The sequence below is a fragment of the Variovorax sp. 350MFTsu5.1 genome (assembly GCF_048302515.1).
Lineage (GTDB): Bacteria > Pseudomonadota > Gammaproteobacteria > Burkholderiales > Burkholderiaceae_C > Variovorax > Variovorax guangxiensis.
This window is the reverse complement of the sequence record NZ_CP157620.1, coordinates 590,189-613,561: the sequence shown is the minus strand read 5'-3', so window position 1 is coordinate 613,561 and position 23,373 is coordinate 590,189. Positions and strand designations below refer to the sequence as shown.

Genomic DNA, 23,373 nt, shown 5'->3' with positions numbered 1-23,373 from the left:
GCTTCGCTGCGTGTAACTCCACCCCCCGAGGGGGAGGCGCGGCCCGCCTTGAGGCGGCCCGGCGGCGGCCGCACTCTGCGATCAATCAATCGCCGTCGCGGGAGTTCTCCATCGCCTTGTGGTGCCGCGCCACGAAATCGGCGTACGTGTCGATGCCGCGCAGCTGCAGGATCGAATTGCGCACCGCGGCCTCCACCAGCACGGCGATGTTGCGCCCAGCCACCACCTGGATGATGACCTTGCGCACTGGAATGCCCAGCACGTCCTGCGTGAGCGGCGCCGAGGGCATGCGCTCGTAGTCGCGCTCGAAGCTGTCGCGCCGCACCAGGTGCACGATCAGCTTGAGCCGCATCTTCCGGCGCACCGCCGTCTCGCCGAAGATGGCGCGGATGTCCAGCAGGCCGATGCCGCGCACTTCGAGCAGGTTCAGCAGCAAGTCGGGACAGCGGCCCTCGATGGTGTTCTGGTTGATGCGGTAGAGGTCGACCGCGTCGTCGGCCACCAGGCCGTTTCCGCGCGAGATCAGTTCCAGCCCCAGTTCGCTCTTGCCCAGACCCGACTCGCCCGTGATCATCACGCCCATGCCCAGGATGTCCATGAACACGCCATGCATCGAGGTGCGCTCGGCGAAGTGCTTGGACAGGTAGGCGCGCAGCAGGTCGATCACGAAGGCCGACGACTCGCGCGTGGCAAAGAGCGGCAACTGGGCGCGCTCGCAGATCGACAGCAGCTCGTCGGGCGCGGCTTGGCCGTCGGCCAGCACCAGCATCGGCGGCTCCAGCGTGACGATGCGGGCGATGCGCCGGGCGCAGTCTTCCTCGCTGCCGCGCGTCAGGTAGGCGACCTCGCGGGCGCCGAGGATCTGCACCCGGTACGGGTGGATGTAGTTGAGGTAGCCGACGAGGTCCGCCGCCGACTGCGCGCGGCTGATGACCTCCGCATCGAACTGACGCTCCGATGCCCCCAGCCCCGCCAGCCATTCCCAGCGGAGCGAGCCACGGAACTCCTCGAACATGGCATCGGCGCTGATGACGGTCGGCTTCATGCGTTCAGGAGACGGCGCGCGGGCGCCGGCTTTGCGTTGGAATGAGGGAAGAAGAAGCCGCGCAGCTTATCAGCAGCCGCGCGCGCCAACGCATGCGCTCAGGCGACTTGCGTCGATTGCCAGCCGGCGATCAGGTCGTGCAGGGCCGTGGCGTCCGTGCTGGACTTGATCTGCTCGCGCAGGCTGGCGTCGCTCAGCAGTTCGGCGATTTCGGAGAGGATTTCGAGATGCTTCTGCGTGGCCGCTTCGGGAACCAGCAGGAAGATCAGCAGTGCGACGGGTTGCTCGTCGGGGGCGTCGAAGCCGATCGGATTGGCCAGCTGGAACACAGCGGCCATCGGCGACTTGAGGCCCTTGATGCGGCCATGCGGAATGGCAACGCCATGGCCCAGCCCGGTGGAGCCGAGGCGCTCGCGCGCGAAGAGGCTGTCGGTGATGAGGGCACGGCCCAGACCGTGAAGGCTTTCGAACAGCAGGCCGGCTTCTTCGAAAGCACGCTTCTTGCTGGTAGCGTCAACGCTCACAAGCACTTGAGCGGGCGGCAGGATGGACGCGAGTCGATTCATGGTGGGTGCAGAGCGGGGGCGATTATGCACCCGCTTGGTAAAAACCCCCAGTCCCCCTATTTACTTTCTGTCTACATGTTGCCCAGAGGCCTCTCGCTCTCCTCTGGGCGACTGCCAAAAGCCCGACCGTGACAGTCGGAAAACAAAAAGCCGCCCGAAGGCGGCCTTGATATGCGAGCCCCGGGGGCTACTTACATCACGCGCTTGGGCGCCGCGTGATGGTGGTCCTGCAGGCGGTCCTTGTGGCGCACCACCTGGCGGTCGAGCTTGTCGACCAGTTCATCGACCGCAGCGTAGAGATCAGCGTGGCTCGACTCCGCGAACATGTCATTGCCCTTGACGTGGATGTTGCATTCCGCCCTTTGGCGGCGTTCCTTTTCCTTCTGCTTTTCCACCGTGAGGATCACCTTCACATCGACCACCTGGTCGAAATGTCGGATGACCCGGTCCAGCTTGCTCGTGACGTAGGTGCGCAAGGCAGGTGTGACGTCGAGGTGATGACCGCTGATCGTCAAATTCATGAATGACCTCCTGGAATTGACGGTTGGGGGAAATGACCGCGCCGCGGGATGCGGTTTGGCCGGCGAAACGAAACGGGAGTTCTCTCTGGGGGTCTTGAGAAAGAAAAGAGGGAGGTGGGAAGAGGTGAGAAAGAGGGGAAGGTCGATTCACTATGCCCAAGCTGTCACGGTATTGCAATACCTGAGTTGCCCGGGGTTTTGCAGCTTCGTGAGCAGCTTTTCACACGCTAGCGAATCGATAGCTGCGGGCACGCGCGGGGCTGGCGATACCGCGATTTGGAAACAAGTGTTTCAATGCCGGCCCGCCGGTGACCATGCCGGCACAAGGGCCTGTCCATGCCGTCTCCGGCTCAGCGCCAGGCGGCCCGCATCCTGTTGCGCAGATCGATCACCGAGCTGGGCGGCGGCACCGCCGGCGGACGCTCCGGCGGGGGCGGCCAGGTCTGCTGCTCGAAGCCTTCCAGGTCGGCATCGGCGATGAAGCGTGTGCGGTTGGCATACAGGTGCCGGTCGCCGCGCGCCGCCTGCTGCGTGACATGGAAGCGCTGCGGCACCAGCAGGTGCAGGTGGTCGCGCGCCCGTGTCATCGCCACATAGAGCAGGCGCCGCTCCTCCTCCAGTTCTTGCGCGCTCTGCGCGACATCGGCCGGCAGGCAGCCGTCGACCACATTGAGCACGTGAACCGAATTCCATTCCTGCCCCTTGGCCGAATGGATGGTCGAGAGGATCAGGTAGTCCTCGTCCAGCAGCGGCGGCCCCGGTCGGTCGCTGGTGGCTTCGGGCGGATCGAGCGTGAGTTCGGTGAGGAAGCGTTCGCGCGAGGCGTAACCGGCCGCGAGCCGCGCGAGCTGCTCCACGTCGGCGCGCCGCACGCCGGAGGTGTCTTCGTACAGGCGCTCCAGATGCGGCAGATACCAGTCCATCGCCAGCTCGACGTCGGCCGGCCACTTCAGCGCAGGCTCCCGCAGCGCCTCGTAGGCCTTCGCGAAGTCGGCCCATTGCGCGCGCGCAGCGGAAGGCGGCACGAACTCGCGCACCGCCTGGGCCGGGTCGGCCGCCTGCTCCATCGCATCGAGCAGGCGCGCGCTCGTGGCGGGCCCGATACCGGGGATGAGCTGCGTCACGCGAAAGCCCGCCATGCGCCCGCGTGGGTTCTGCGCGAAGCGCAGCACCGCGAGCAGGTCCTTCACATGCGAGGCCTCCAGAAACTTGAGCCCGCCGAACTTCACGAACGGGATGTTGCGCCGCGCCAGCTCGAGTTCGAGCGCGGCGCTGTGCGACGAGGTGCGGAACAGCACCGCCTGCGACTTCAGCGCCAGCCCGCCCTCGCGGTGCGCCAGCACCTTGTCGGCCACCCAGCGCGCCTGCCCCGCCTCGTCGGGCACGAGCACGAGCAGCGGCTTGCCGGCCGAAGGCTTGTCGGTCCACAGCGTCTTGGCGTGCCGCTCGGCGGCCTGCGCGATGACGCGGTTAGACACGTCGAGGATCGGCTGCGTCGAGCGATAGTTGCGCTCCAGCGTGACCACGCGCGCAGGCTGCGTGAACTGCGAGGGAAAGTCGAGGATGTTGCGTACCGTTGCGCCGCGGAAGGAATAGATCGACTGCGCGTCGTCCCCCACCACCGTCACGCCGCGCCCGTCGGGCTTGAGCGCCAGCAGGATCGACGCCTGCAGCAGGTTGGTGTCCTGGTATTCGTCGACCAGCACATGGTCGAAGCGCGCGCCGATGTGCGCGGCCAGCGCGGGCTCGGCCGCCATCTCGGCCCAGTAGAGCAGCAGGTCGTCGTAGTCGAGCACGTTCTGCCGCTGCTTGGCCTCGACGTACGCGCCGAACAGCTTCTTCAGCTCGGCCTCCCATTCGTCGCACCAGGGAAAGGCTTCCTTGAGCACATGGGCCAGCGGCGCGCGGGTGTTCACGCAGCGCGAGTAGATCGACAGGCAGGTGCCCTTTCGCGGGAAGCGGTTGACGGTGGAAGAAAGCCCGAGCTCGTGGCGCACCAGCCCCATCAGGTCTTCGGCGTCGCCGCGGTCGTGGATGGTGAAGTTCTCGTCGAGCCCGATCTGCGGCGCGTACTCGCGCAGCAGCCGCGCGCCGATGCCATGGAAGGTGCCGGCCCACGGCAGCGCGGGCGGCGCCTCCGACTTAAGCCCCAGCACCTGCGCGAGCACGCGGCCGGCGCGGCGCTCCATTTCCTGCGCGGCGCGGCGCGAGAAGGTCAGCAGCAGCAGGCGCTGCGGATCGACGCCGCCGGCGATGAGGCTGGCCACCCGATGCGCCAGCGTACTGGTCTTGCCCGAGCCGGCACCGGCGATGACGAGCAGCGGCCGTTCGTCCGGGCCGGCGGTGGCCGCGGCCACACCGTGCTCCACCGCCGAGCGCTGCGCCTCGTTGAGCGAGGCCAGTGCCTGCGCCAGGCGTTCGGCCTGGGTCTTCGGCGCGGCGGAAAAAACGGGAAGCGCAGTGCTCTGCATGGACCGTGACTTTACTGTATGCCCGTCCAGTCCGGCCACCTCGCCGACATGTGGCCGGTGACATAATCGGGCCACGCTGCAACCGGAGATTTTTCCTATGGAAACCGCCCCGTCTCGGCAGCTTTCAACTCCCTTTCGCTGACGCTTTTTTCGCGCTTCCTGCGCACGTCGGGCCGGGGAATTGAAAGCGCCCCTCCCCTCGCCCACCGTCCAGTCAGTCATTCCCGGGAGTGAGCCCCATGCTCAACATCTTCACGCTCGCCAACGGCCGCCTAGTCCAGGAAGAAATCGAGGCCCTCGAAGAGCTCTCCAGATTCCAGCCGATCTGGGTCGACCTCGAGTCGCCCACGCTCGAAGAGAAGCGCTGGATCAAGCAGTACTACGGCCTGTCCATCCCCGAAGACGCGATGGACGAGGACATCGAGGAATCGGCGCGCTTCTACGAGGAAGACAACGGCGAGCTGCACATCCGCTCCGACTTCCTGATCGACGACGACGAAGCCCCGCGCGCCGTGCGCGTGGCCTTCATCCTCAACCAGCACAACACCGACCTGCGCAGCCGCGGCGTGCTGTTCTCGATCCACGACGAGGACGTGCCCGTGTTCCGCCTGCTGCGCATGCGCGCGAGGCGCGCGCCGGGGCTGATCGAGGACGCCAAGGAAGTGATGCTCAAGCTCTTCGACGCCGACGCCGAATACTCGGCCGACTCGCTGGAGAACATCTACGACGAGCTCGAGGCCGCGAGCAAGAAGGTGCTGTCGGGCAACGTCAGCGACGAGCTGGCCGGCGAGGTGCTCGGCGCCATCGCGCGGCAGGAAGACCTGAACGGGCGCATCCGCCGCAACGTGATGGACACGCGCCGCGCCGTCAGCTTCATGATGCGCAGCAAGATGCTCAACGCCGAGCAGTTCGAGGAGGCCCGCCAGATCCTGCGCGACATCGAGTCGCTGGACAACCACACGGCCTTCCTCTTCGACAAGATCAACTTCCTGATGGATGCGACCGTCGGTTTCATCAACATCAACCAGAACAAGACCATCAAGATCTTCTCGGTGGCCAGCGTGGCGCTGCTGCCGCCGACGCTGATCGCCAGCATCTACGGCATGAACTTCAAGTTCATGCCCGAGCTCGACTGGGCCATGGGCTACCCCTACGCCATCGTGCTCATGGCGGCGAGCGCGCTGGTGCCGATGTGGTACTTCCGCCGGCGCGGCTGGCTCAAGTAGCAGAGCCTCCCCGGGCGGCCCCGGTGCTAGAGTGGCTCCGGCCCCAAGCGCCGACCGGAGAGCCATCTTGCGCAGAATTCGCTTTCTCACCAACCGCCACCGCGCGCCGTCGACCAACACCGCGCTGGGCCTCCTGCTGGCCTTCAATGCCGGCGCCATCAACGCGGGCGGCTTTCTCGTGCTGCACATGTACACCTCGCACATGACCGGCTTCGCCTCGCAGCTGGCCGACGGCATGGTGCTGGGCAACGTCAAGCTGCTCTTGAACGCACTGGGCGCGATCCTGGCCTTCCTGACCGGCGCAGCCGTGTGCGCGGTGCTCGTCAACTGGGCCCGCCAGCACCGCATGCACGGCGTGTACGCACTGCCGCTGATGCTGGAGGCGGCGCTGATGTTTCCCTTCGGGCTCATGGGCGCCATCACGCTGACCTGGGCCACGCCCTTCGCGGTGCCGCTCACCGTGCTGCTGCTGTCCTTCATCATGGGCCTGCAGAACGCGGTGGCCTCCAAGACCTCGGGCGGCAGCATCCGCACCACCCACATGACCGGCAACATCACCGACATGGGCATCGAGATCGGCAAGATGCTCTACTGGAACCGCCGCTCGAAATCGGCGCCGGCGCACGCCCTGCCCGTACGCCACGACCGCAGCCGCATGCGCCGCGCCGGCGGGCTGGTCGGCATGTTCGTGCTCGGCGGCGCGGCGGGGGCGCTGGGCTTCAAGTACGTGGGCTTCGTCTGCGTGGTGCCGCTGGCGGCGCTGCTGCTGGCGCTGTCGATCCCGCCGCTGCTGCGCGACATCCCGCGCCGCCGCACGCCCTCGCTCGGCTGAATTCAGCTGATCTCGGCCGGCAGCGAAGCCAGCCACGCATCGACCAGCGCGAGGCTGTAGCGGCTCGCCACCGCGGCGACGAAGCGCGAGAAGTCGCCGTGCGCGGCATCGTCGGCCCGGTCGGAAATCGTGCGCATCGCCGCAAAAGGCACGCCGTAGTCGTGACACACCTGCGCCACCGGGGCGCCTTCCATCTCGACCGCGAGTGCGTCGGGCAAGGCGCGCTGCAGCGCCTCGCTCTCGGCGGTGGTCGAGACGAACCTGTCGCCGCTCACCAGCAGGCCGCGATGCACCTTCGGCGAATGAAGGCCGAATTCGGCGACGGCCTCCTGCCCCACCAGCGCCACTGGGTCGCGCAGCGTCTCCCGCGCAACCGCAGCCAGCGCATCGCCGATGGCTGCATCGGCCGCGAAGCGCGACAGCCCCATCAGCGGCACTTCGTATTTTGGAAAGATCGGCGAGGCATCGAGGTCGTGCTGCAGCAACTGCGTCGCGACCACCACGTCGCCGACGTTCACGCCCGGCGCCAGCCCGCCCGCGACGCCAGTGAACACGATGGCCCGCACGCCGAAGCGCTCCAGCAGCACCGTGGCCGTGATCGCCGCCGCGACCTTGCCGATGCGCGACAGCACCGCGACCACCGGCCGGCCATGCAGATGGCCCACCCAGAAGTCGCGGCCCGCGACGCGCACGCGCTGCTCGTCGGGCATCAGCGCGAGGAGCGCGCCCAGTTCCTCGTGCATCGCAGCGACGATGGCAACAGGCGGACGCGACAGGGAACTCACTGTATTTCTCTTTCCAGGAACACCGCGGAACCGGCTTTGCCGGGCCGCAGGTGTTGCCCCCTGCAAGGGGGTTGGCGAAGCGACACGAAGTGCGCGGAGCCTGGGGGTTTACTCGTTCACTTGATGTCCACACCGTAGAAGGTGTGGCGGCCGAACGGGCTCAGCTTGAAGTCGACGACTTCCTTGCGCACCGGCTTCAGCTGCACCGCGTGCGCGATGGTGAACCACGGCGCCTGCTCCTTGAAGATCAGCTGCGCCTTCTTGTAGAGCGCGTCGCGGTCGGCCTGCTTGGTCGCGCTCTTGGCCTTCACCACCAGGTCTTCGTACGGCTGGTAGCAGAACTTCGAGATGTTGCTGCCGCTGGCCGACTTCGCCGAGGCGCAGCCCAGCAGCGTGTAGAGGAAGTTGTCCGGGTCACCGTTGTCGCCGGTCCAGCCCAGCATGCCCATCTGGTGCTCGCCGGCCTGCAGGCGCTTGCGGTACTCGCCCCACTCGAAGCTCTTGATCTCGGCCTTGACGTTGATCTTGGCGAGGTCGGCCTGCATCAGCTCGGCGATGCGCTTGGCGTTCGGGTTGTACGGGCGCTGCACCGGCATGGCCCACAGGTCGGTGGAGAAGCCGTCGGGGAAGCCGGCCTGCGCCAGCAGCTTCTTCGCGGCTTCGGGGTCGTACGGATCGTCCTTCACCGCGTCGTTGTAGGACCACATGGTCGGCGGGATCGGGTTCTTCGCGGCCACGCCGGTCGACAGATACACGCCGTCGATGATGGCCTTCTTGTTGATCGCCATGTTGATGGCCTTGCGCACGCGCACGTCGTCGAAAGGCTTCTTCGTCGTGTTGTACGAGAGGTATCCCACGTTCAGGCCCGGCTGCTCCAGCAGCTGCACGTTCGGGTCCTTGCGGATCGCGTCGAGGTCGGCCGGGTTCGGGTAGGGCATGACGTGGCACTCGCCCTTCTGCAGCTTGGCCCAGCGCACCGACGCGTCAGGCGTGATCGCGAACACGAGGTCGTCGATCTTGGCCTTGCCGCCCCAGTATTGCGGGAAGGCCTTGAAGCGGATGATCGCGTCCTTCTGGTACTGCACGAGGTAGAAGGGGCCGGTGCCGATCGGGTCCTGGTCGACCTTCTCGGGCGTGCCGGCCTTGAGCATCGCGATGGCGTATTCCTTCGACTGGATGCCCGCGTACTGCATCGCCAGGTTCGCGAGGAACGGTGCCTCGGCCTGGTTGAGCGTGATCTTCACGGTGTAGTCGTCGATGCGGTCCACAGACTTCAGCAGCTTGGGCATGCCCATGTCGTTGAAGTAGGAGTGGTTCTGGCTCGTGACCTTGAAGAAGGGGTCGCTCTCCTTCCACTGGCGCTCGATCATGAAGATGAAGTCGTCGGCGTTGAAGTCGCGCGTGGGCTTGAAGCTCTTGCTCGTGGTGTGCCACTTCACGCCCTTGCGCAGGTGGAAGGTGTAGACGGTACCGTCGGGGGAGATCTCCCATTTCTCGGCAAGGCCGGGCACGACCTTGGTGCCGCCGCGCTCGAACTCGACGATCGTGTTGTAGACCTGCGTGGTCACGTCGAAAGAGGTGCCGGTGGTGTTCATGCCCGGATAGAAATTCTCCGGGCTGCCTTCCGAGCAATACACCAGCGTCTTGGCGGACACCGCGCCGCAGGCCAGGGTAAGGGCTGCGAGCGCTGCAGGTGCCAGGAGCGCCAGGCTTCGTGAGCGGCGCGAAACGGTGGGCTGGGTCTTCATTTGGACTCCTTGATACACGGTTGAAAGAACGGCGAGAACGGGAACGGAAACAGGAACCGAAGGAACGCTAGGGATTCGTCGCCATCGCGATGGAGGCGGCGGAGGGAACATCGGCGCGCACGAGCGGCGCGCCTTCCAGGAACTTCTCGGAGAAGTGACAGGCCACCTGCCGCTCGTCGAGCATGCGCAGCAGCGGCCGCTCTTCGCGGCAGCGCTGCTCCACATGCGGGCAGCGCGTGCTGAACACGCAGCCAGAAGGCGGATTCAGCGGCGACGGCAGCTCGCCCTTGAGCACGATGCGCTGGCTGCTGAGCCCCGGCGTGGAAGCCAGCAGCGCCTGCGTGTACGGATGCAGCGGCCGCGAGAAGATGCGCGACTTCGGCCCCTGCTCCACCGCATGGCCGAGGTACATCACCAGCACTTCGTGCGCGATGTGCCGCACCACGCCGAGGTCGTGCGAGATGAAGAGATACGCCAGGCCCAGCTCGGCCTGCAGGTCGGCCAGAAGGTTCAGCACCTGCGCCTGGATCGACACGTCGAGCGCCGACACCGGCTCGTCGGCCACCAGCAGGCGCGGGCTCAGCATCAGCGCACGCGCGATCGCAATGCGCTGGCGCTGGCCGCCCGAGAACATGTGCGGATAGCGGTTGGCGTACTCGGGCCGCAGGCCCACGCGCGCGAGCATGTCGCGCGCTTTTGCAGCGCGCTCCTGCTTGCCGAGGGTGGTGTTGATGGCCAGCGGGTCTTCGAGCACCGTCGCGATCTTCTTGCGCGGATTGAGCGAGCCGTAGGGGTTCTGGAACACCAGCTGCACGGCCTGGCGCAGCTCGCGCCTGCGCTCGGGCGGCGGGCTCACCGCGTCGGCGCCGACCAGCGTGAGCTGGCCCGCCGTCGGCTTCTCGATCAGCGCGACCATGCGCGCCAGCGTCGACTTGCCGCAGCCCGATTCGCCGACCACGGCCAGCGTGCGGCCGCGCTCGATCCGGAAGGAGATGTCGCCCACGGCGCGCAAGTGCGAAGGCGCGCGGAACAGCCCGCGGCGGATGTCGTAGGTGCGCTGGAGGTTCTTGGCCTCGACCACCACTTCAGTCGATGCCTCGCTCATGCCTCGACCTCCACGACCCGCTGCTTCGGCGGATCGCCCGCGATGGCCTCTCCTCGCCCCGGATCGCCGAGCGGAAAGTGGCAGCGCACCTCGGCGCCGTGCGACTCGCGCAGCGCCGGCCGCACCTGGCAGGCGCGCTCGGTGACGTAGCCGCAGCGCGGCGCGAACAGGCAGCCGGCGGGCCGGTCGTGCACGCCGGGCACCACGCCGCTGATGGTGGCGAGGCGCCCCTCGGGCGCGGCGCGTTCGGGCAGTGCCGCGAGCAGCGCCTCGGTGTAGGGGTGCTGCGGCTGTGCGAAGAGGCGGTCGACGCGCTGGTGCTCCATCACCTGGCCCGCGTACATCACGGCGATGCGCTGCGCCATCTCGCTGACCACGCCCATGTTGTGCGTGATGAGCACCAGCGCCATGCCGCGCTCCTTCTGCAGGTCGCGCAGCAGGTCGAGGATCTGCGCCTGGATGGTCACGTCGAGCGCGGTGGTCGGCTCGTCGGCGATCAGCAGGCGCGGATTGCAGGCGATGGCCATCGCGATCATCACGCGCTGGTTCATGCCGCCCGAGAGCTGGTGCGGAAAGCTCCCCAGGCGCGAGGACGCGGCCGGAATGCCCACCTGCTCCAGCAGCTCGGTCGCGCGCTTCTTCGCTTCGCGCTTGTCGAGCTTCAGGTGCAGCCGCAGCGTTTCCATCAGCTGGAAGCCGATGGTGAAGCAAGGGTTGAGGCTGGTGGTCGGCTCCTGGAAGATCATCGCGACTTCCTTGCCGACCAGCGCACGGCGCGCCTTGTCGGAAATGCCGAGCAGGTCCTTGCCCGCGAAGCGCATGTGCTCCGCACGCACCCGGCCTGGAAAGCCGACGAGGCCCATCAGCGCCATCATGGTGACGCTCTTGCCGGAGCCCGATTCGCCGACGATGCCGAGCACCTCGCCCTCTTCGAGGCTGAGGCTCACGCCGTCTACCGCATGCAGCACGCCGCCTTGAGTCGGAAACTCGACGTGCAGGTCCTCTATTTCAAGCAAAGGCATATCAGTGACTCCGGCCCGAACGGCCTGTTCCAGGAACACCGCGGAACCGGCTTTGCCGGGCCGCTGGTGTTGCCCCCTGCAAGGGGGGTAGGAGGCCACACGAAGTGGGCAAGCCTGGGGGTGTGCTTCATGCTAGCGTTTCAGCTTGGGGTCGAGCGCATCGCGCAGCCCGTCGCCCAGGAGATTGAATGCGAGCACGGCCGCCAGGATCGCCATTCCCGGGAAGGTGACGACCCACCACGCACGCAGCACGAACTCGCGCGCGTCGGCCAGCATGGTTCCCCACTCGGGCGACGGCGGCTGCGCCCCGAGGCCCAGGAAGCCGAGCGCCGCCGCGTCGAGGATGGCGGTGGAGATTCCGAGCGAGGCCTGCACGATCAGCGGCGCGGCGCAGTTGGGCAGCACCTCGCGGAACATCAGCCGCAGCGTGCCGGCGCCGCTCACGCGCGCGGCGGTGACGTAGTCGCGCGAGACCTCGGCGATGACGGCGGCGCGCGTGATGCGCACGTAGTGCGGCAGCACCACGATGGCCACCGCGAGCATCGCGTTGACGAGGCCCGGCCCGAGGATCGCGACGATCACGATGGCCAGCAGCAGGCTGGGCAGCGTGAGCACGATGTCCATCAGCCGCATGATCGCGATCTCGAGCACGCCGCGGAAGAAGCCCGCGATGAGCCCGAGCACCACGCCCGCGACCACCGACAGCGCCACCACCGCGACGCCGATCGAAAGCGACAGCCGCGCGCCGTACATGAGCCGCGAAAGAATGTCGCGGCCGATGGCGTCGGTGCCCAGCAGGTAGCTCATGGAGCCGCCCTTCTGCCACGCCGGCGGCTGCAGGAAGACGGCGCTGTTGGTCTCGTTCGGTGCGTGCGGCGCGATCCACGGCGCGAACAGCGCGACCAGCAGCAGCACGACGATGGTGGCGAGCCCGATGACCGCGCCGCGGTTGGCCGAGAAGGCCGTCCAGAATTCGCGCCAGGGGCCGGGGGGTGCGGTGCTCTTGCCCGCACCGTCGGAAACGGTGATCTGCGTGGTTGTCGCCATGGGGAAGCTCAGCGCCTGATGCGTGGGTTGATGACGCCGTACGCCACGTCTACGAGAAGGTTGACCAGCATCACGATGCCGCCGAGCAGCAGCATGCCACCCTGCAGCACCGGGTAGTCACGCCGGCCGATGGCCTCGATGAGCCACTTGCCGACGCCGGGCCAGGAGAAGATGGTCTCGGTGAGGATCGCGCCCGTGAACAGCACGCCCACCTGCAGCCCGATGACCGTCACCACCGGAATGAGCGCGTTGCGCAGCGCATGCAGCCCCACCACGCGAAAGCGCGAAAGCCCCTTGGCACGCGCGGTGCGGATGTAGTCCTCGCCCAGCACCTCGAGCATGGCCGAGCGCGTCATGCGCGCGATGACCGCGAGCGGCACCGTGCCGAGCACCACGGCCGGCAGCACGAGGTGGTGCAGCGCCGACCAGAAGGCGTCGGTCTCGCCGGCGCGCAGCGCGTCGACAAGCAGGAAGCCGGTGTCGGGCTCCACGTAGTACTGCACCGCGATGCGGCCCGATACGGGCGTCCATCCGAGCTGCACCGAGAAGAACAGGATCAGCAGCAGCCCCCACCAGAAGATCGGCATCGAGTAGCCGGTGAGCGAGGTGGCCATCACGCCGTGGTCGAAGATGGAGTTGCGCCGCACCGCCGCGAGGATGCCCGCCGGCAGCCCGAGCAGCAGCGCGAAAAGAATGGCGCACACCGCGAGCTCGACCGTGGCCGGGAAGAGCGAGAGGAACTCGCTCATCACCGTGTCCTGCGTGATGAGCGACTTGCCGAGATCGCCGTGCAGCACGCGGGCGATGTAGATGCCGTACTGCACGATCACCGGCTTGTCGAAGCCGTAGGCGGTGCGCAGTTCGGCATGGCGCGCGGGGTCGATCCCGCGCTCGCCGGCCATGGTTTCAATGGGGTCGCCCGGCACCAGCCGGATGAGAAAGAAGGCGAGCAGTGTCATGCCGAAGAAGGTCGGCACCAACAGACTCAAACGGGTAAAGACAAACCTGAGCATCGACCCGCGAATATGCAAGATCGATGCCTCGGCCCCACCCGGGCCGAACCCTTACTCCAGCGCGTGCTCGCGCACTTACTTTTTGGTGTCGCGCAGCTCGCGGCGAAGGATCTTGCCGACCGGCGTCTTCGGCATGTCGGTACGAAACTCTACGATGCGCGGCTGCTTGTAACCCGTAAGGTTTGCTCTGCAGTACTCGCGCACCTGCGCCTCCGTGAGCGAAGGGTCTTTCTTGACGATCACGAGCTTCACGGCCTCGCCCGTCTTGTCGTCGGGCACGCCGACCGCGGCGCACTCGAGCACGCCCGGAATGAGTGCGACCACATCCTCGACCTCGTTCGGGTACACGTTGAAACCCGACACCAGGATCATGTCCTTCTTGCGGTCGACCACCTTGAAGTAGCCGCGCTCGTCGACCACGCCGATGTCGCCGCTCTTGAAGTAGCCGTCGGCCGTCATGACCTTCGCGGTCTCGTCGGGGCGCTGCCAGTAGCCGGCCATCACCTGCGGGCCCTTGATGGCGATCTCGCCGCGCTCGCCGGCGGGCACCTCGTTGCCTTCGTCGTCGAGCAGCCTGAGCCAGGTGCTCGGCAGCGGCAGGCCGATGGTGCCGGTGTAGGCCGTGCTGTTGGTCGGGTTGCAGGTGGCCGAGGGCGAGGTTTCGGAAAGGCCGTAGCCCTCGCAGATCGGGCAGCCGGTCTTCTCGAGCCACAGCTTCGCCACCGCGGCCTGCACCGCCATGCCCCCGCCCACCGAGACCTTCAGGTTCTTCCAGTTGACGGTGTTGAAGTCGGGGTGGTTCGCCAGCCCGTTGAAGAGCGTGTTGACGGCCGGGAAGCTGTGGATCGTGTGCTTCGACAGCTCCTTCAGCACGCCGGGAATGTCGCGCGGATTCGGGATCAGGATCAGCTTGCCGCCCGTGCGCATGCTCAGCATCATGCCGACCGTGAACGCGAAGATGTGATACAGCGGCAGCGCGCACACGCCCGTGGGCTGCTCGTTGGCCGGCACCTTGTTCATGACCGGCTCGTTCCACGCCTCGGACTGCAGCACGTTGGCGATCACGTTGCGGTGCAGGAGCACCGCGCCCTTGGACACGCCGGTGGTGCCGCCGGTGTACTGCAGCACCGCCACGTCGTCGGGTCCGATGGCCACGGGCTTGAGCGAAGCGCTCGCGCCCTTGTCGAGCGCGTCGTTGAAGCGCACCGCGCCCGGCAGGCTGAAGGTGGGCACCATCTTCTTGACGTTGCGCACCACGTAGTTGACGAGCGCGCCCTTGAGGAAGCCGAGGCGGTCGCCCATGGAAGCCAGCACGATGTGCTTGACCGGCGTGCTCGCGATGCATTGCTGCAGCGTGGTGCCGAAGTTCTCCATGATGACGATGGCTTTCGCGCCCGAGTCCTTGAGCTGGTGCTCCAGCTCGCGCGGCGTGTACAGCGGATTGACGTTGACCAGGATGAGGCCGGCGCGCAGGATGCCCGCGACCGCAATGGGGTACTGCGGGCAGTTGGGCATCATCACCGCCACGCGGTCGCCCTTGGCGAGGCCCAGGCTCTGCAGGTAGCCCGCGAACGACTTGCTCTGCCTGTCGGTCTCGCCATAGCTGATGTCCTTGCCCATGAAGCTGTAGGCCGTGCGGTCGGCGTACTTCCTAAAGCTCTCCTCCATGAGCGCGACCAGCGAGGGGTACTGCGAAGCATCGATATCGGCGGGCACGCCCTGCGGATAGCTGCTGAGCCAGGGACGATCGGTCATTGGATTTGTCTCCTCCGGGAGTCGGACTGTTGAAAACGAAAACGGCGCACTTGATGGCGCCGCGAAGAACTCGTCCGCTGCGCGGACGGGGACCTTCGGCCTATTCGATGGCCTTGCCCATATCTTCCACTACTTTTTTAGCATCGCCAAAGACCATCATCGTCTTGTCCATGTAGAAGAGCTCGTTGTCCAGGCCGGCATAACCCGCGGCCATGGAGCGCTTGTTGACGATGACGGTCTTGGCCTTGTAGGCCTCCAGGATCGGCATGCCGTAGATCGGGCTGCCCTTGGTGTGCGCGGCCGGGTTCACCACGTCGTTGGCGCCCAGGATGATCGCCACGTCGGCCTGGCCGAACTCGCCGTTGATGTCCTCCATTTCGAACACCTGGTCGTAAGGCACCTCGGCCTCGGCCAGCAGCACGTTCATGTGGCCGGGCATGCGGCCTGCCACCGGGTGGATGGCGTACTTCACCGTGATGCCCTTCTCCACCAGCTTCTGCGCGAGCTCCTTCACCGCGTGCTGGGCGCGGGCCACGGCGAGGCCGTAGCCGGGCACGATCACCACCGTCTCGGCGTTGCCGAGCACGAAGGCCGCGTCGTCGGCGCTGCCGCTCTTCACCGGACGCTGCTCCTTCGCGCCGCCCGTGGCCGCGGCCGCGTCGCCGCCGAAGCCGCCCAGGATCACGTTGAAGAACGAGCGGTTCATGGCCTTGCACATGATGTAGCTCAGGATCGCACCCGAGGAGCCCACCAGCGAACCGGCCACGATCAGCATCGCGTTGTTCAGGCTGAAGCCGATGCCCGCGGCCGCCCAGCCGGAGTAGCTGTTGAGCATCGACACCACCACCGGCATGTCGGCGCCGCCGATGGGGATGATGATGAGCACGCCCATCACGAAGGCCAGCGCCAGCATCGCGAAGAAGGCCGGCCAGCTTTCGGTGAAGACGAACACCAGCCCCAGGCCGATGGTCGCCAGGCCCAGCACGAGATTGAGCATGTGCTGGCCCGAGAACTGCACGGGTGCGCCCTGGAACAGGCGGAACTTGTACTTGCCCGAAAGCTTGCCGAAGGCGATGACCGAGCCGCTGAAGGTGATGGCACCGATGGCCGCGCCCAGGAAGAGCTCCAGCCGGTTGCCACTCGGGATCGGATCGCCCTTGAGCGCGATGCCGAAGGCATGCGGCTCGGCCACGGCGGCCACCGCGATGAACACCGCCGCCAGGCCGATCATGCTGTGCATGAAAGCGACCAGTTCGGGCATCTTGGTCATCTCGACCTTGTTGGCCATGTAGGCGCCCAGGCCGCCGCCGACGACCAGCGCGACCAGCACGTAGCCCAGGCCGGCGAGGTTGCCGCTGGCGAGCTTGTAGATCAACGCCCCGGTGGTCAGCACGGCGATGGCCATGCCAGTCATGCCGAAGATGTTGCCGCGGATGGAGGTGGTGGGATGGCTCAGGCCCTTCAGGGCCTGGATGAAGCAGATGCTGGCGACGAGGTACAGCAGCGTGACGAGGTTCATGCTCACTTGGCAGCTCCCTCGGCGTTGGCTGCGGGTGCGGCCTTCTTGTCCTTCTTCTTGAACATTTCCAGCATGCGCCTCGTGACGAGGAAGCCGCCGAAGACGTTCACCGCGGCCAGGGCCACGGCCAGCACGCCCATGGTCTTGCCCAGGGGCGTGTCGGTGAGCGCGGCCGCCAGCATGGCGCCCACGATCACGATGGCCGAGATGGCGTTGGTCACCGCCATCAGCGGCGTATGCAGCGCGGGCGTGACGGTCCACACGACGTGGTAGCCCACGTAGATGGCCAGCACGAAGATGATCAGGTTGATGACTGTGTGAGAGACGATGTCCATGTTCTTCTCCTCGACGGACGTTGCTTGTTGCGTTACTTCTTCGTGACCTGGCCGTCGTGCGTGACGCGGCAGGCGGCGACGATGTCGTCCTCGAGGTCGATCTTCAGCGCGCCCTCCTTGGTGACGATGAGCTTGAGGAAGTCGAGCACGTTGCGCGCATACAGCGCCGAGGCGTCGGCCGCCACCAGCGCGGCGAGGTTCGTTTCCCCGACGATGGTCACGCCGTGCTTCACGACGGTCTTGTCGGCTTCGGACAGCGGGCAGTTGCCGCCCACCCCATCCGGGCCTTTACCGGCCGCGATGTCGACGATGACGGAGCCCGGCTTCATGGACTTGACCATGTCCTCGGTGATGAGGGTCGGCGCGGCGCGCCCCGGAATGAGCGCGGTGCTGATGACCACGTCGGCCAGCGCCACGCGCTTGGCGACCTCGGCCTGCTGTCGGCTGAGCCAGCTCGCGGGCATTGGCCGCGCGTAGCCGCCGACGCCTTCGGCCGCGTCTTTCTCTTCCTGGGTCTCGTAGGGCACGTCGATGAACTTGCCGCCCAGCGACTCGATCTGCTCCTTGACGCTGGGGCGCACGTCGGACGCCTCGATGACGGCGCCCAGGCGCTTGGCGGTGGCGATGGCCTGCAGGCCCGCCACGCCCACGCCGAGGATGACGACGCGCGCGGCCTTCACCGTGCCGGCTGCCGTCATGAGCATGGGGAAGAAGCGCTGGTACTTGTCGGCCGCGATCATCACGGCCTTGTAGCCGGCGATGTTGGCCTGCGAGGAGAGCACGTCCATGCTCTGGGCGCGGGTGGTGCGGGGGGCGGCCTCGAGCGCGAAGCCGGTGACGCCGGCGGCGGCCAGGCGCTGCAGGCCGGCCGCGTCGAAGGGGTTGAGCATGCCGATCACGACGGCGCCGGACTTCAGCAGCGCGGTCTCGGCCTCGGTGGGCGTGCGCACCTTCAGGACCATGTCGGCGGAGAAGGCGCCTGCCTGGTCGGTGATCTCCGCGCCTGCGGTCTGGTAGGCCGCATCGGTGGCGCTGGCGGCCACGCCCGCTCCCGACTGCACCCTTACGGTATGCCCGGAGGCCACCAGTTTCTTCACCGTCTCAGGTGTAACAGCCACGCGGGTTTCGCCTGCCAGTGTCTCGGCGGGCACGCCTATCAGCATAGAGATCTCCTCAGAGCAAGGGGCACAGGGGGAATGTGCCGGCAGCTTACAGCAAGATTACAGCCGATCGCTGTCGCCGGAGCGCTCTGTCGTTTTCATCCCAAAGCGTTGAGGAGCTTATGGATACTATAACTTCAGCTATTCAATTGATAGCGAATTCGGGTATTCGATAGAGACGGCCAGCAAGGAAATGAATGCCTTTGATCTACATTCCAGGCGGTCTGCTCCGGCGACGGCATTGACGGCAACCGAAAGAGGTTCGCCGACCGAAATCCCCATTTGTATCCAACTGCATTCAACTTCGTTAACAAGCCCTCAGAAATCGGCGAATTGCGTGCATTAGTTGCAATTCCAAAAACTTTACCTTAGTCGCAGATAGATACACTTCCCCTCATCAATCGCCAGTTCACGGAAGCTGACGAAGGGAGGAAAAAGGGGCTCGAATGCGAATCGCGGTACTCGACGACGGTGTTGATCAGATCAAGCAGATCAATCGAACCATGACTGCACTCGAACACGAGTGCCACCCGTATACGGAAGGCAGGGCGCTGCTGCAGGCCATGCGCCGCCAGACCTTCGACCTGCTGATACTCGGCTGGAATCTTCCCGACATGAAGGGCTCGGAGGTGGTGGCGACCATCCGCCGGGATCTCAACAGCCGCCTTCCCATTCTTTTCGTCTCCGACAAGCCCGGCGAGGCCGACATGGTCGAGGGCCTCAATGCCGGCGCCGACGACTTCATGGCCAAGCCCGCCCGCGCCGGCGAGCTCGAAGCCCGCGTCAATGCGCTGCTGCGCCGCTCCTACCCGGCCCAGCACGAAAACGAGCTGATCTTCGGCCCCTACCACTTCTATCCACCTTCGCGCGTGCTCAAGGTGCGTGGCGTACAGGTCGAACTGAAGAATCGGGAATACGAGCTCGCACTCTTCCTGTTCCAGAACCTCGGCCGCCTGCTTTCGCGCGAGCATCTGCACGAGGCCGTCTGGGGTCTGGGCATCGAGGCGTTGTCGCGCTCGCTCGACACCCACATCTCCCGCCTGCGGACCAAGCTCGACCTGCGCCCGGCCAACGGCTTCCTGCTGCTGGCCATCTACGGGCTGGGCTACCGGCTCGAAACCATCGAGGCCGACGCGCTGCCTGGAGTGGTCGGCGCGCGCTGAGCCCGGAATTCCGGGCGAGCTACAGTAGTCTCTCCAACGGCCTGCGCCCTGCGCGCGCCGCACCAAGGAACGAGACGAATGAATCCGATGATCCGGCTGCTGCTCGCCACCGCATTGCTCTGGAGCTGGCTGGGGCCCGCCACCGCGGAAGAGGTCGAAGCAAGCGACATGGTGCGCGGCGGCCTGATGGCGATCCAGATGATCGACCAGGGCCGCGCCGCCGAACTCTGGGACGGCGCCACGCCGGCGACCCGCAATCGCGTGACGCGCGCCGACTTCACCAGCCAGGTCAGCCGAAGCCGGGCGCCCATCAGCGTGCCCCAGATGCGCACCTGGGTCGCGGTCAACCGACAGGTCGTCGCCGACGCTGATGCCGGCATTGCTGGCCAGTACATCAGCATCGAATATGAAACCCGCTTCACGGGCAAGCCTGACGGGACCGTTCGCGAACTCGTCAGTTTCCACCTGGACCAGGACCGCGTCTGGCGCTTCAGCGGCTATGTATTGAAATAAAAGGCCAAACGATGCCAACTCAACGCTGGAAGCCCAATGTCACCGTCGCCGCGGTGATCGAGCGCGACGGGCGCTTCCTGCTGGTCGAGGAGCAGACTCCCGACGGCCTGCGCCTCAACACGCCGGCAGGCCATCTCGACCCCGGCGAATCACCCGCCGAAGGCTGCGCCCGCGAGACCCTGGAAGAAACTGCCCATCATTTCATGCCAACTGCGCTCATCGGCATCTACATGGCACGTTCCCGTCCGCTCGCGGAGGGCGGCGAAGACATCACCTACATGCGCTTTGCTTTCATGGGCACGCTTGGCAGGTTCGAGGAAGGCCGCCCGCTCGACAAAGGCATCGTTCGCACCGTCTGGATGACGGCCGACGAGATCCGCGCGAGCGTCGCGCGGCACCGCAGCCCGTTGCTGCTGCAGTGCGTGGAAGACCATCTGGCCGGCAAGCGATACCCGCTCGACCTGATCCACGTCGACGAATCGATGCGATCAGTGCCCTGAGTTGAAAAGCTTCGTCAGACGATGACGCCGCCGCCAAGGCAGCGTTCACCGTCATAGAGCACGGCCGACTGCCCCGGCGTCACCGCCCACTGCGCGTCGCCGAAGCGCAGTCCGAAGGCGGCCGGATTCACGCCGCCCTCCACCGCCTCCATCTCGCAAGCCGCATCGGCCTGCCGATAGCGCGCCTTGGAACCGTAAGCGCCCGGCACCGGCGCCTCGCCGGAAATCCAGCTCGCGTCGTCCGCCTTCAGCTCCGACGACAGCAGCCAGGGATGGTCGTGCCCCTGCACCACCCACAGCGTGTTCTTCTCGACGTCCTTGCGCGCCACGAACCATGGCGAATGGTCGCCCGAGCCGCGCTGCGCACCCTTTTCCTTCACGCCGCCGATGCCCAGCCCCTGCCGCTGCCCCAGCGTGTAGAAGCTCAGCCCCTGGTGCTCGCCCAGCTTGCGGCCGCGGTCGTCCTTGATGGGCCCCGGTTCCTTGGAGATGTAGCGGTTCAGGAATTCGCGGAACGGCCGCTCGCCGATGAAGCAGATGCCGGTCGAGTCCTTCTTCTTCGCATTAGGAAGGCCGATTTCCTCGGCGATGCGGCGCACCTCGGTCTTGTGCAGCTCGCCCACCGGGAACATCGTCTTCGACAGCTGAGCCTGGTTCAGGCGGTGCAGGAAGTAGCTCTGGTCCTTCGCCGGATCGAGCCCCTTGAGCAGCTCGTGCCTGCCGGTGGCCCCGTCCAGCCGCACGCGGGCGTAGTGGCCGGTGGCGATCTTCTCGGCGCCCAGGCGCATGGCGTGGTCGAGGAAGGCCTTGAACTTGATCTCGGCGTTGCACAGCACGTCGGGGTTGGGCGTGCGGCCGGCCTTGTACTCGCGCAGGAACTCGGCGAACACGCGGTCCTTGTAGTCGGCCGCGAAGTTGACGTGCTCGATCTCGATGCCCAGCACGTCGGCCACGCTGGCGGCGTCCACGAAGTCGATGTTCGACGAGCAGTACTCGCTGTCGTCGTCGTCTTCCCAGTTCTTCATGAAGATGCCGACCACCTCGTGCCCCTGCTGCTTGAGCAGGTGCGCCGTCACCGCGGAATCCACTCCGCCGCTCAGTCCCACAACGATCCGATGCTTTGCCATAAGCCCCCTATTGTCCCAGCCCCGCGCAAGGGGCTTCCGGCGTGTGGGAAATCGGGAAAACCCGTGTCGCCGGTTTGTCAGCCCGAAGGCCATCGACGGGAAGGCCGGCGCTAAAGTGATTCCGACGAAGGCGGCAGCAAGACCCGCCACGCCATTCACGAGACAACCGCAAGCGGAGACAAGACGCATGGCCACACCTTCCACCGCCGCCAATGCCGGCGATACCCTCCCCTGGACACGCGCCTACCCCGAAGGCATGCGCTGGGACGCCGAACTGCCCGTGAAGCCGGTGCAGCAGATGCTCGACGAAGCCGTGGAGCGCTGGCCCGAGCGGTCTGCTGTCGAATTCATGGGCCAGGCCATTACTTATCGCGAGCTTGGCGCCGCCGTCGATCGCGCCGCCAAGGGCCTGCAGGACCTGGGCGTGAAGCCCGGCGTGCATGTCGGCCTCTACCTGCCGAATACGCCGCACTACCCGATCGCCTTCTTCGCGGTGCTCAAAGCTGGCGGCACGGTGGTCAATTACTCGCCGCTGGACGCCGAGCGCGTGCTGGCCCACAAGATCGAGGACAGCCGCACCGACATCCTCGTCACGCTCGACCTCGTCAACCTCTACCCGCAGATGGCGCGCCTGCTCGACAACTCGCGCCTGAAGAAGCTGGTGGTCGGCAGCCTCGGCGACTATGGCGCCATGGGCGACAAGGTGCAGGCCCAGCTGCAGGGCGCCGGCCAGATCGCCCCCGTGCCCGTGGACGACCGGCACGTGCCCTTCACCGACCTTCTGAAGAGCGAAGGCACGCACAAGACCTATCCGCTGGGGGACCTCACGGAAGAGATCGTGGTGCTGCAATACACCGGTGGCACCACCGGCCTGCCCAAGGGCGCGATGCTCACCCACGCCAACCTCACGTCGGCCTCGGCGCAGTACTACGAATCGACCCGGGGCGAGCCGCCGATCCTGGAGGAAGGCAAGGAGCGCTTCCTGGTGGTGCTGCCGCTCTTCCACATCTTCGCGCTCAGCGCAGCGATGCTGCTCGGCGTGCGCCTGGGCGCGGCGCTGGTGCTGCACACGCGCTTCGACGTCGACGCGGTGATGAACGAGCTCGCCGCCAGCCGCATCAGCGTGTTCCCCGGCGTGCCGACGATGTACACCGCCATCCTCTCGCACCCCAAGGCGAAGGAAATGGACCTGCGCTCGCTCAAGTTCTGCGGCTCGGGCGGCGCGCCGCTGCCGGTGGAGGTGGAGCAGCGCTTCTTCGAACTCACAGGCTGCCATCTCAACGAAGGCTGGGGCATGACCGAGACCTCGCCCGTAGGCACCTTCACGCCCGCGCGCGGCCTGCGCAAGGCGGGCTCGTGCGGCATGCCGCTGCCGCAGGTTCGCATCAAGCTGGTGAGCCTGGACGATCCGGCGAAGGACATCACCACCTTCGGCGAAGCGGGCGAGCTCTGCATCAAGGGCCCGAACGTGATGAAGGGCTACTGGAACAACCCCAAGGCCACGGCCGATTCGATGACGGCCGACGGCTACTTCCGCAGCGGCGACGTCGCGAAGATGGATTCCGACGGCTACCTCTACATCGTCGACCGCACCAAGGACATGCTGCTGTGCGGCGGCTACAACGTCTATCCGCGCGTGCTGGAGGAGGCGGTGTACGAGCACCCATCGGTGGCCGAGGTCTGCGTGATTGGCATCCCCGACGAGTACCGCGGCCAGTCGCCCAAGGCCTTCGTGAAGCTCAAGGAAGGCGCGCCCGAGCTGACGCTCGACGCGCTGAAAGCCTTCCTGAAGGACCGCCTCGGCAAGCACGAGATGATCGGCGCGCTGGAGATCCGCGCAGAGTTGCCCAAGACGCCCGTGGGCAAGCTCTCGAAGAAGGACCTCGTCGACGAGGAAGCCCGCAAGCGGGCGGTGTGAGC

General features: G+C 66.4%; 21 protein-coding genes. 6 read left to right on the top strand and 15 right to left on the bottom strand.

What is annotated here, in order from left to right:
* Window positions 1–85: 85 nt before the first annotated feature.
* The 4 genes from hprK to ABL843_RS02685 form a co-directional block, all read right to left on the bottom strand.
* On the bottom strand, window positions 86–1,045 hold the full coding sequence (hprK, locus tag ABL843_RS02700; RefSeq protein ID WP_019655575.1) for an HPr(Ser) kinase/phosphatase: 960 nt from the start codon (window positions 1,043–1,045) through the stop codon (window positions 86–88).
* A 98-nt stretch (window positions 1,046–1,143) separates the two neighbouring features.
* Window positions 1,144–1,611: a PTS sugar transporter subunit IIA gene (locus tag ABL843_RS02695; RefSeq protein WP_019655574.1), complete on the bottom strand. Its 468-nt coding sequence runs from the start codon at window positions 1,609–1,611 to the stop codon at window positions 1,144–1,146.
* A 191-nt stretch (window positions 1,612–1,802) separates the two neighbouring features.
* On the bottom strand, window positions 1,803–2,132 hold the full coding sequence (gene hpf / locus ABL843_RS02690) for a ribosome hibernation-promoting factor, HPF/YfiA family (RefSeq protein WP_125948955.1): 330 nt from the start codon (window positions 2,130–2,132) through the stop codon (window positions 1,803–1,805).
* Between the two features lie 350 nt (window positions 2,133–2,482).
* Window positions 2,483–4,603, bottom strand: a complete 2,121-nt coding sequence (locus ABL843_RS02685; protein ID WP_418118877.1) for an ATP-dependent helicase — start codon at window positions 4,601–4,603, stop codon at window positions 2,483–2,485.
* Between the two features lie 239 nt (window positions 4,604–4,842).
* Between ABL843_RS02685 and corA the strand changes: the two genes are divergently transcribed.
* Both corA and ABL843_RS02675 read left to right on the top strand, forming a co-directional pair.
* Window positions 4,843–5,829, top strand: a complete 987-nt coding sequence (gene corA / locus ABL843_RS02680; protein WP_057593823.1) for a magnesium/cobalt transporter CorA — start codon at window positions 4,843–4,845, stop codon at window positions 5,827–5,829.
* Window positions 5,830–5,896: 67 nt separating this feature from the next.
* Complete coding sequence (locus tag ABL843_RS02675; RefSeq protein WP_369659879.1) at window positions 5,897–6,661, top strand: YoaK family protein; 765 nt, start codon at window positions 5,897–5,899, stop codon at window positions 6,659–6,661.
* 2 nt (window positions 6,662–6,663) lie between these two features.
* Here ABL843_RS02675 and ABL843_RS02670 read toward each other — a convergent pair whose 3' ends face one another.
* The 10 genes from ABL843_RS02670 to ABL843_RS02625 form a co-directional block, all read right to left on the bottom strand.
* Window positions 6,664–7,404, bottom strand: a complete 741-nt coding sequence (locus ABL843_RS02670) for a 5'-methylthioadenosine/adenosylhomocysteine nucleosidase (protein ID WP_240650669.1) — start codon at window positions 7,402–7,404, stop codon at window positions 6,664–6,666.
* A 158-nt stretch (window positions 7,405–7,562) separates the two neighbouring features.
* Window positions 7,563–9,194: an ABC transporter substrate-binding protein gene (locus tag ABL843_RS02665; protein WP_126022253.1), complete on the bottom strand. Its 1,632-nt coding sequence runs from the start codon at window positions 9,192–9,194 to the stop codon at window positions 7,563–7,565.
* Between the two features lie 67 nt (window positions 9,195–9,261).
* On the bottom strand, window positions 9,262–10,299 hold the full coding sequence (locus tag ABL843_RS02660; RefSeq protein ID WP_126022254.1) for a dipeptide ABC transporter ATP-binding protein: 1,038 nt from the start codon (window positions 10,297–10,299) through the stop codon (window positions 9,262–9,264).
* Entirely contained in the window at window positions 10,296–11,321 is a 1,026-nt protein-coding gene (locus tag ABL843_RS02655) for an ABC transporter ATP-binding protein (RefSeq protein WP_418118876.1), read from the bottom strand. The genes ABL843_RS02660 and ABL843_RS02655 overlap by 4 nt, the downstream gene beginning before the upstream one ends.
* A gap of 132 nt (window positions 11,322–11,453) precedes the next feature.
* Complete coding sequence (locus tag ABL843_RS02650) at window positions 11,454–12,368, bottom strand: ABC transporter permease subunit (RefSeq protein ID WP_126022256.1); 915 nt, start codon at window positions 12,366–12,368, stop codon at window positions 11,454–11,456.
* A gap of 8 nt (window positions 12,369–12,376) precedes the next feature.
* Window positions 12,377–13,381, bottom strand: coding sequence for an ABC transporter permease subunit (locus ABL843_RS02645; protein ID WP_184640114.1), 1,005 nt, complete (start codon window positions 13,379–13,381; stop codon window positions 12,377–12,379).
* 75 nt (window positions 13,382–13,456) lie between these two features.
* A complete protein-coding gene (locus ABL843_RS02640) occupies window positions 13,457–15,136 on the bottom strand; it encodes a long-chain-fatty-acid--CoA ligase (protein ID WP_418118875.1) in 1,680 nt (559 codons plus the stop codon).
* Window positions 15,137–15,236: 100 nt separating this feature from the next.
* Window positions 15,237–16,661 (bottom strand): NAD(P)(+) transhydrogenase (Re/Si-specific) subunit beta, encoded by a 1,425-nt coding sequence (locus ABL843_RS02635; protein WP_126022259.1) that lies wholly within the window; start codon window positions 16,659–16,661, stop codon window positions 15,237–15,239.
* Window positions 16,658–16,990, bottom strand: a complete 333-nt coding sequence (locus tag ABL843_RS02630; RefSeq protein ID WP_093203732.1) for an NAD(P) transhydrogenase subunit alpha — start codon at window positions 16,988–16,990, stop codon at window positions 16,658–16,660. The genes ABL843_RS02635 and ABL843_RS02630 overlap by 4 nt, the downstream gene beginning before the upstream one ends.
* A 32-nt stretch (window positions 16,991–17,022) precedes the next feature.
* Window positions 17,023–18,153, bottom strand: coding sequence for a Re/Si-specific NAD(P)(+) transhydrogenase subunit alpha (locus ABL843_RS02625; RefSeq protein ID WP_418118874.1), 1,131 nt, complete (start codon window positions 18,151–18,153; stop codon window positions 17,023–17,025).
* A 443-nt stretch (window positions 18,154–18,596) separates the two neighbouring features.
* Here ABL843_RS02625 and ABL843_RS02620 point away from each other — a divergent pair, with 443 nt between their 5' ends.
* The 3 genes from ABL843_RS02620 to ABL843_RS02610 all read left to right on the top strand — a co-directional run bounded on the left by ABL843_RS02620 (window position 18,597) and on the right by ABL843_RS02610 (window position 20,326).
* Window positions 18,597–19,313, top strand: a complete 717-nt coding sequence (locus tag ABL843_RS02620) for a response regulator transcription factor (RefSeq protein WP_126022262.1) — start codon at window positions 18,597–18,599, stop codon at window positions 19,311–19,313.
* Window positions 19,314–19,391: 78 nt separating this feature from the next.
* A complete protein-coding gene (locus ABL843_RS02615; RefSeq protein WP_418118872.1) occupies window positions 19,392–19,826 on the top strand; it encodes a DUF4019 domain-containing protein in 435 nt (144 codons plus the stop codon).
* An 11-nt stretch (window positions 19,827–19,837) separates the two neighbouring features.
* Window positions 19,838–20,326: an NUDIX hydrolase gene (locus tag ABL843_RS02610; protein WP_418118870.1), complete on the top strand. Its 489-nt coding sequence runs from the start codon at window positions 19,838–19,840 to the stop codon at window positions 20,324–20,326.
* Window positions 20,327–20,340: 14 nt separating this feature from the next.
* Here ABL843_RS02610 and mnmA read toward each other — a convergent pair whose 3' ends face one another.
* Complete coding sequence (mnmA, locus tag ABL843_RS02605; RefSeq protein ID WP_418118869.1) at window positions 20,341–21,453, bottom strand: tRNA 2-thiouridine(34) synthase MnmA; 1,113 nt, start codon at window positions 21,451–21,453, stop codon at window positions 20,341–20,343.
* 187 nt (window positions 21,454–21,640) lie between these two features.
* Between mnmA and ABL843_RS02600 the strand changes: the two genes are divergently transcribed.
* A complete protein-coding gene (locus ABL843_RS02600; protein ID WP_418118868.1) occupies window positions 21,641–23,371 on the top strand; it encodes a long-chain-fatty-acid--CoA ligase in 1,731 nt (576 codons plus the stop codon).
* Window positions 23,372–23,373 lie beyond the last annotated feature (2 nt).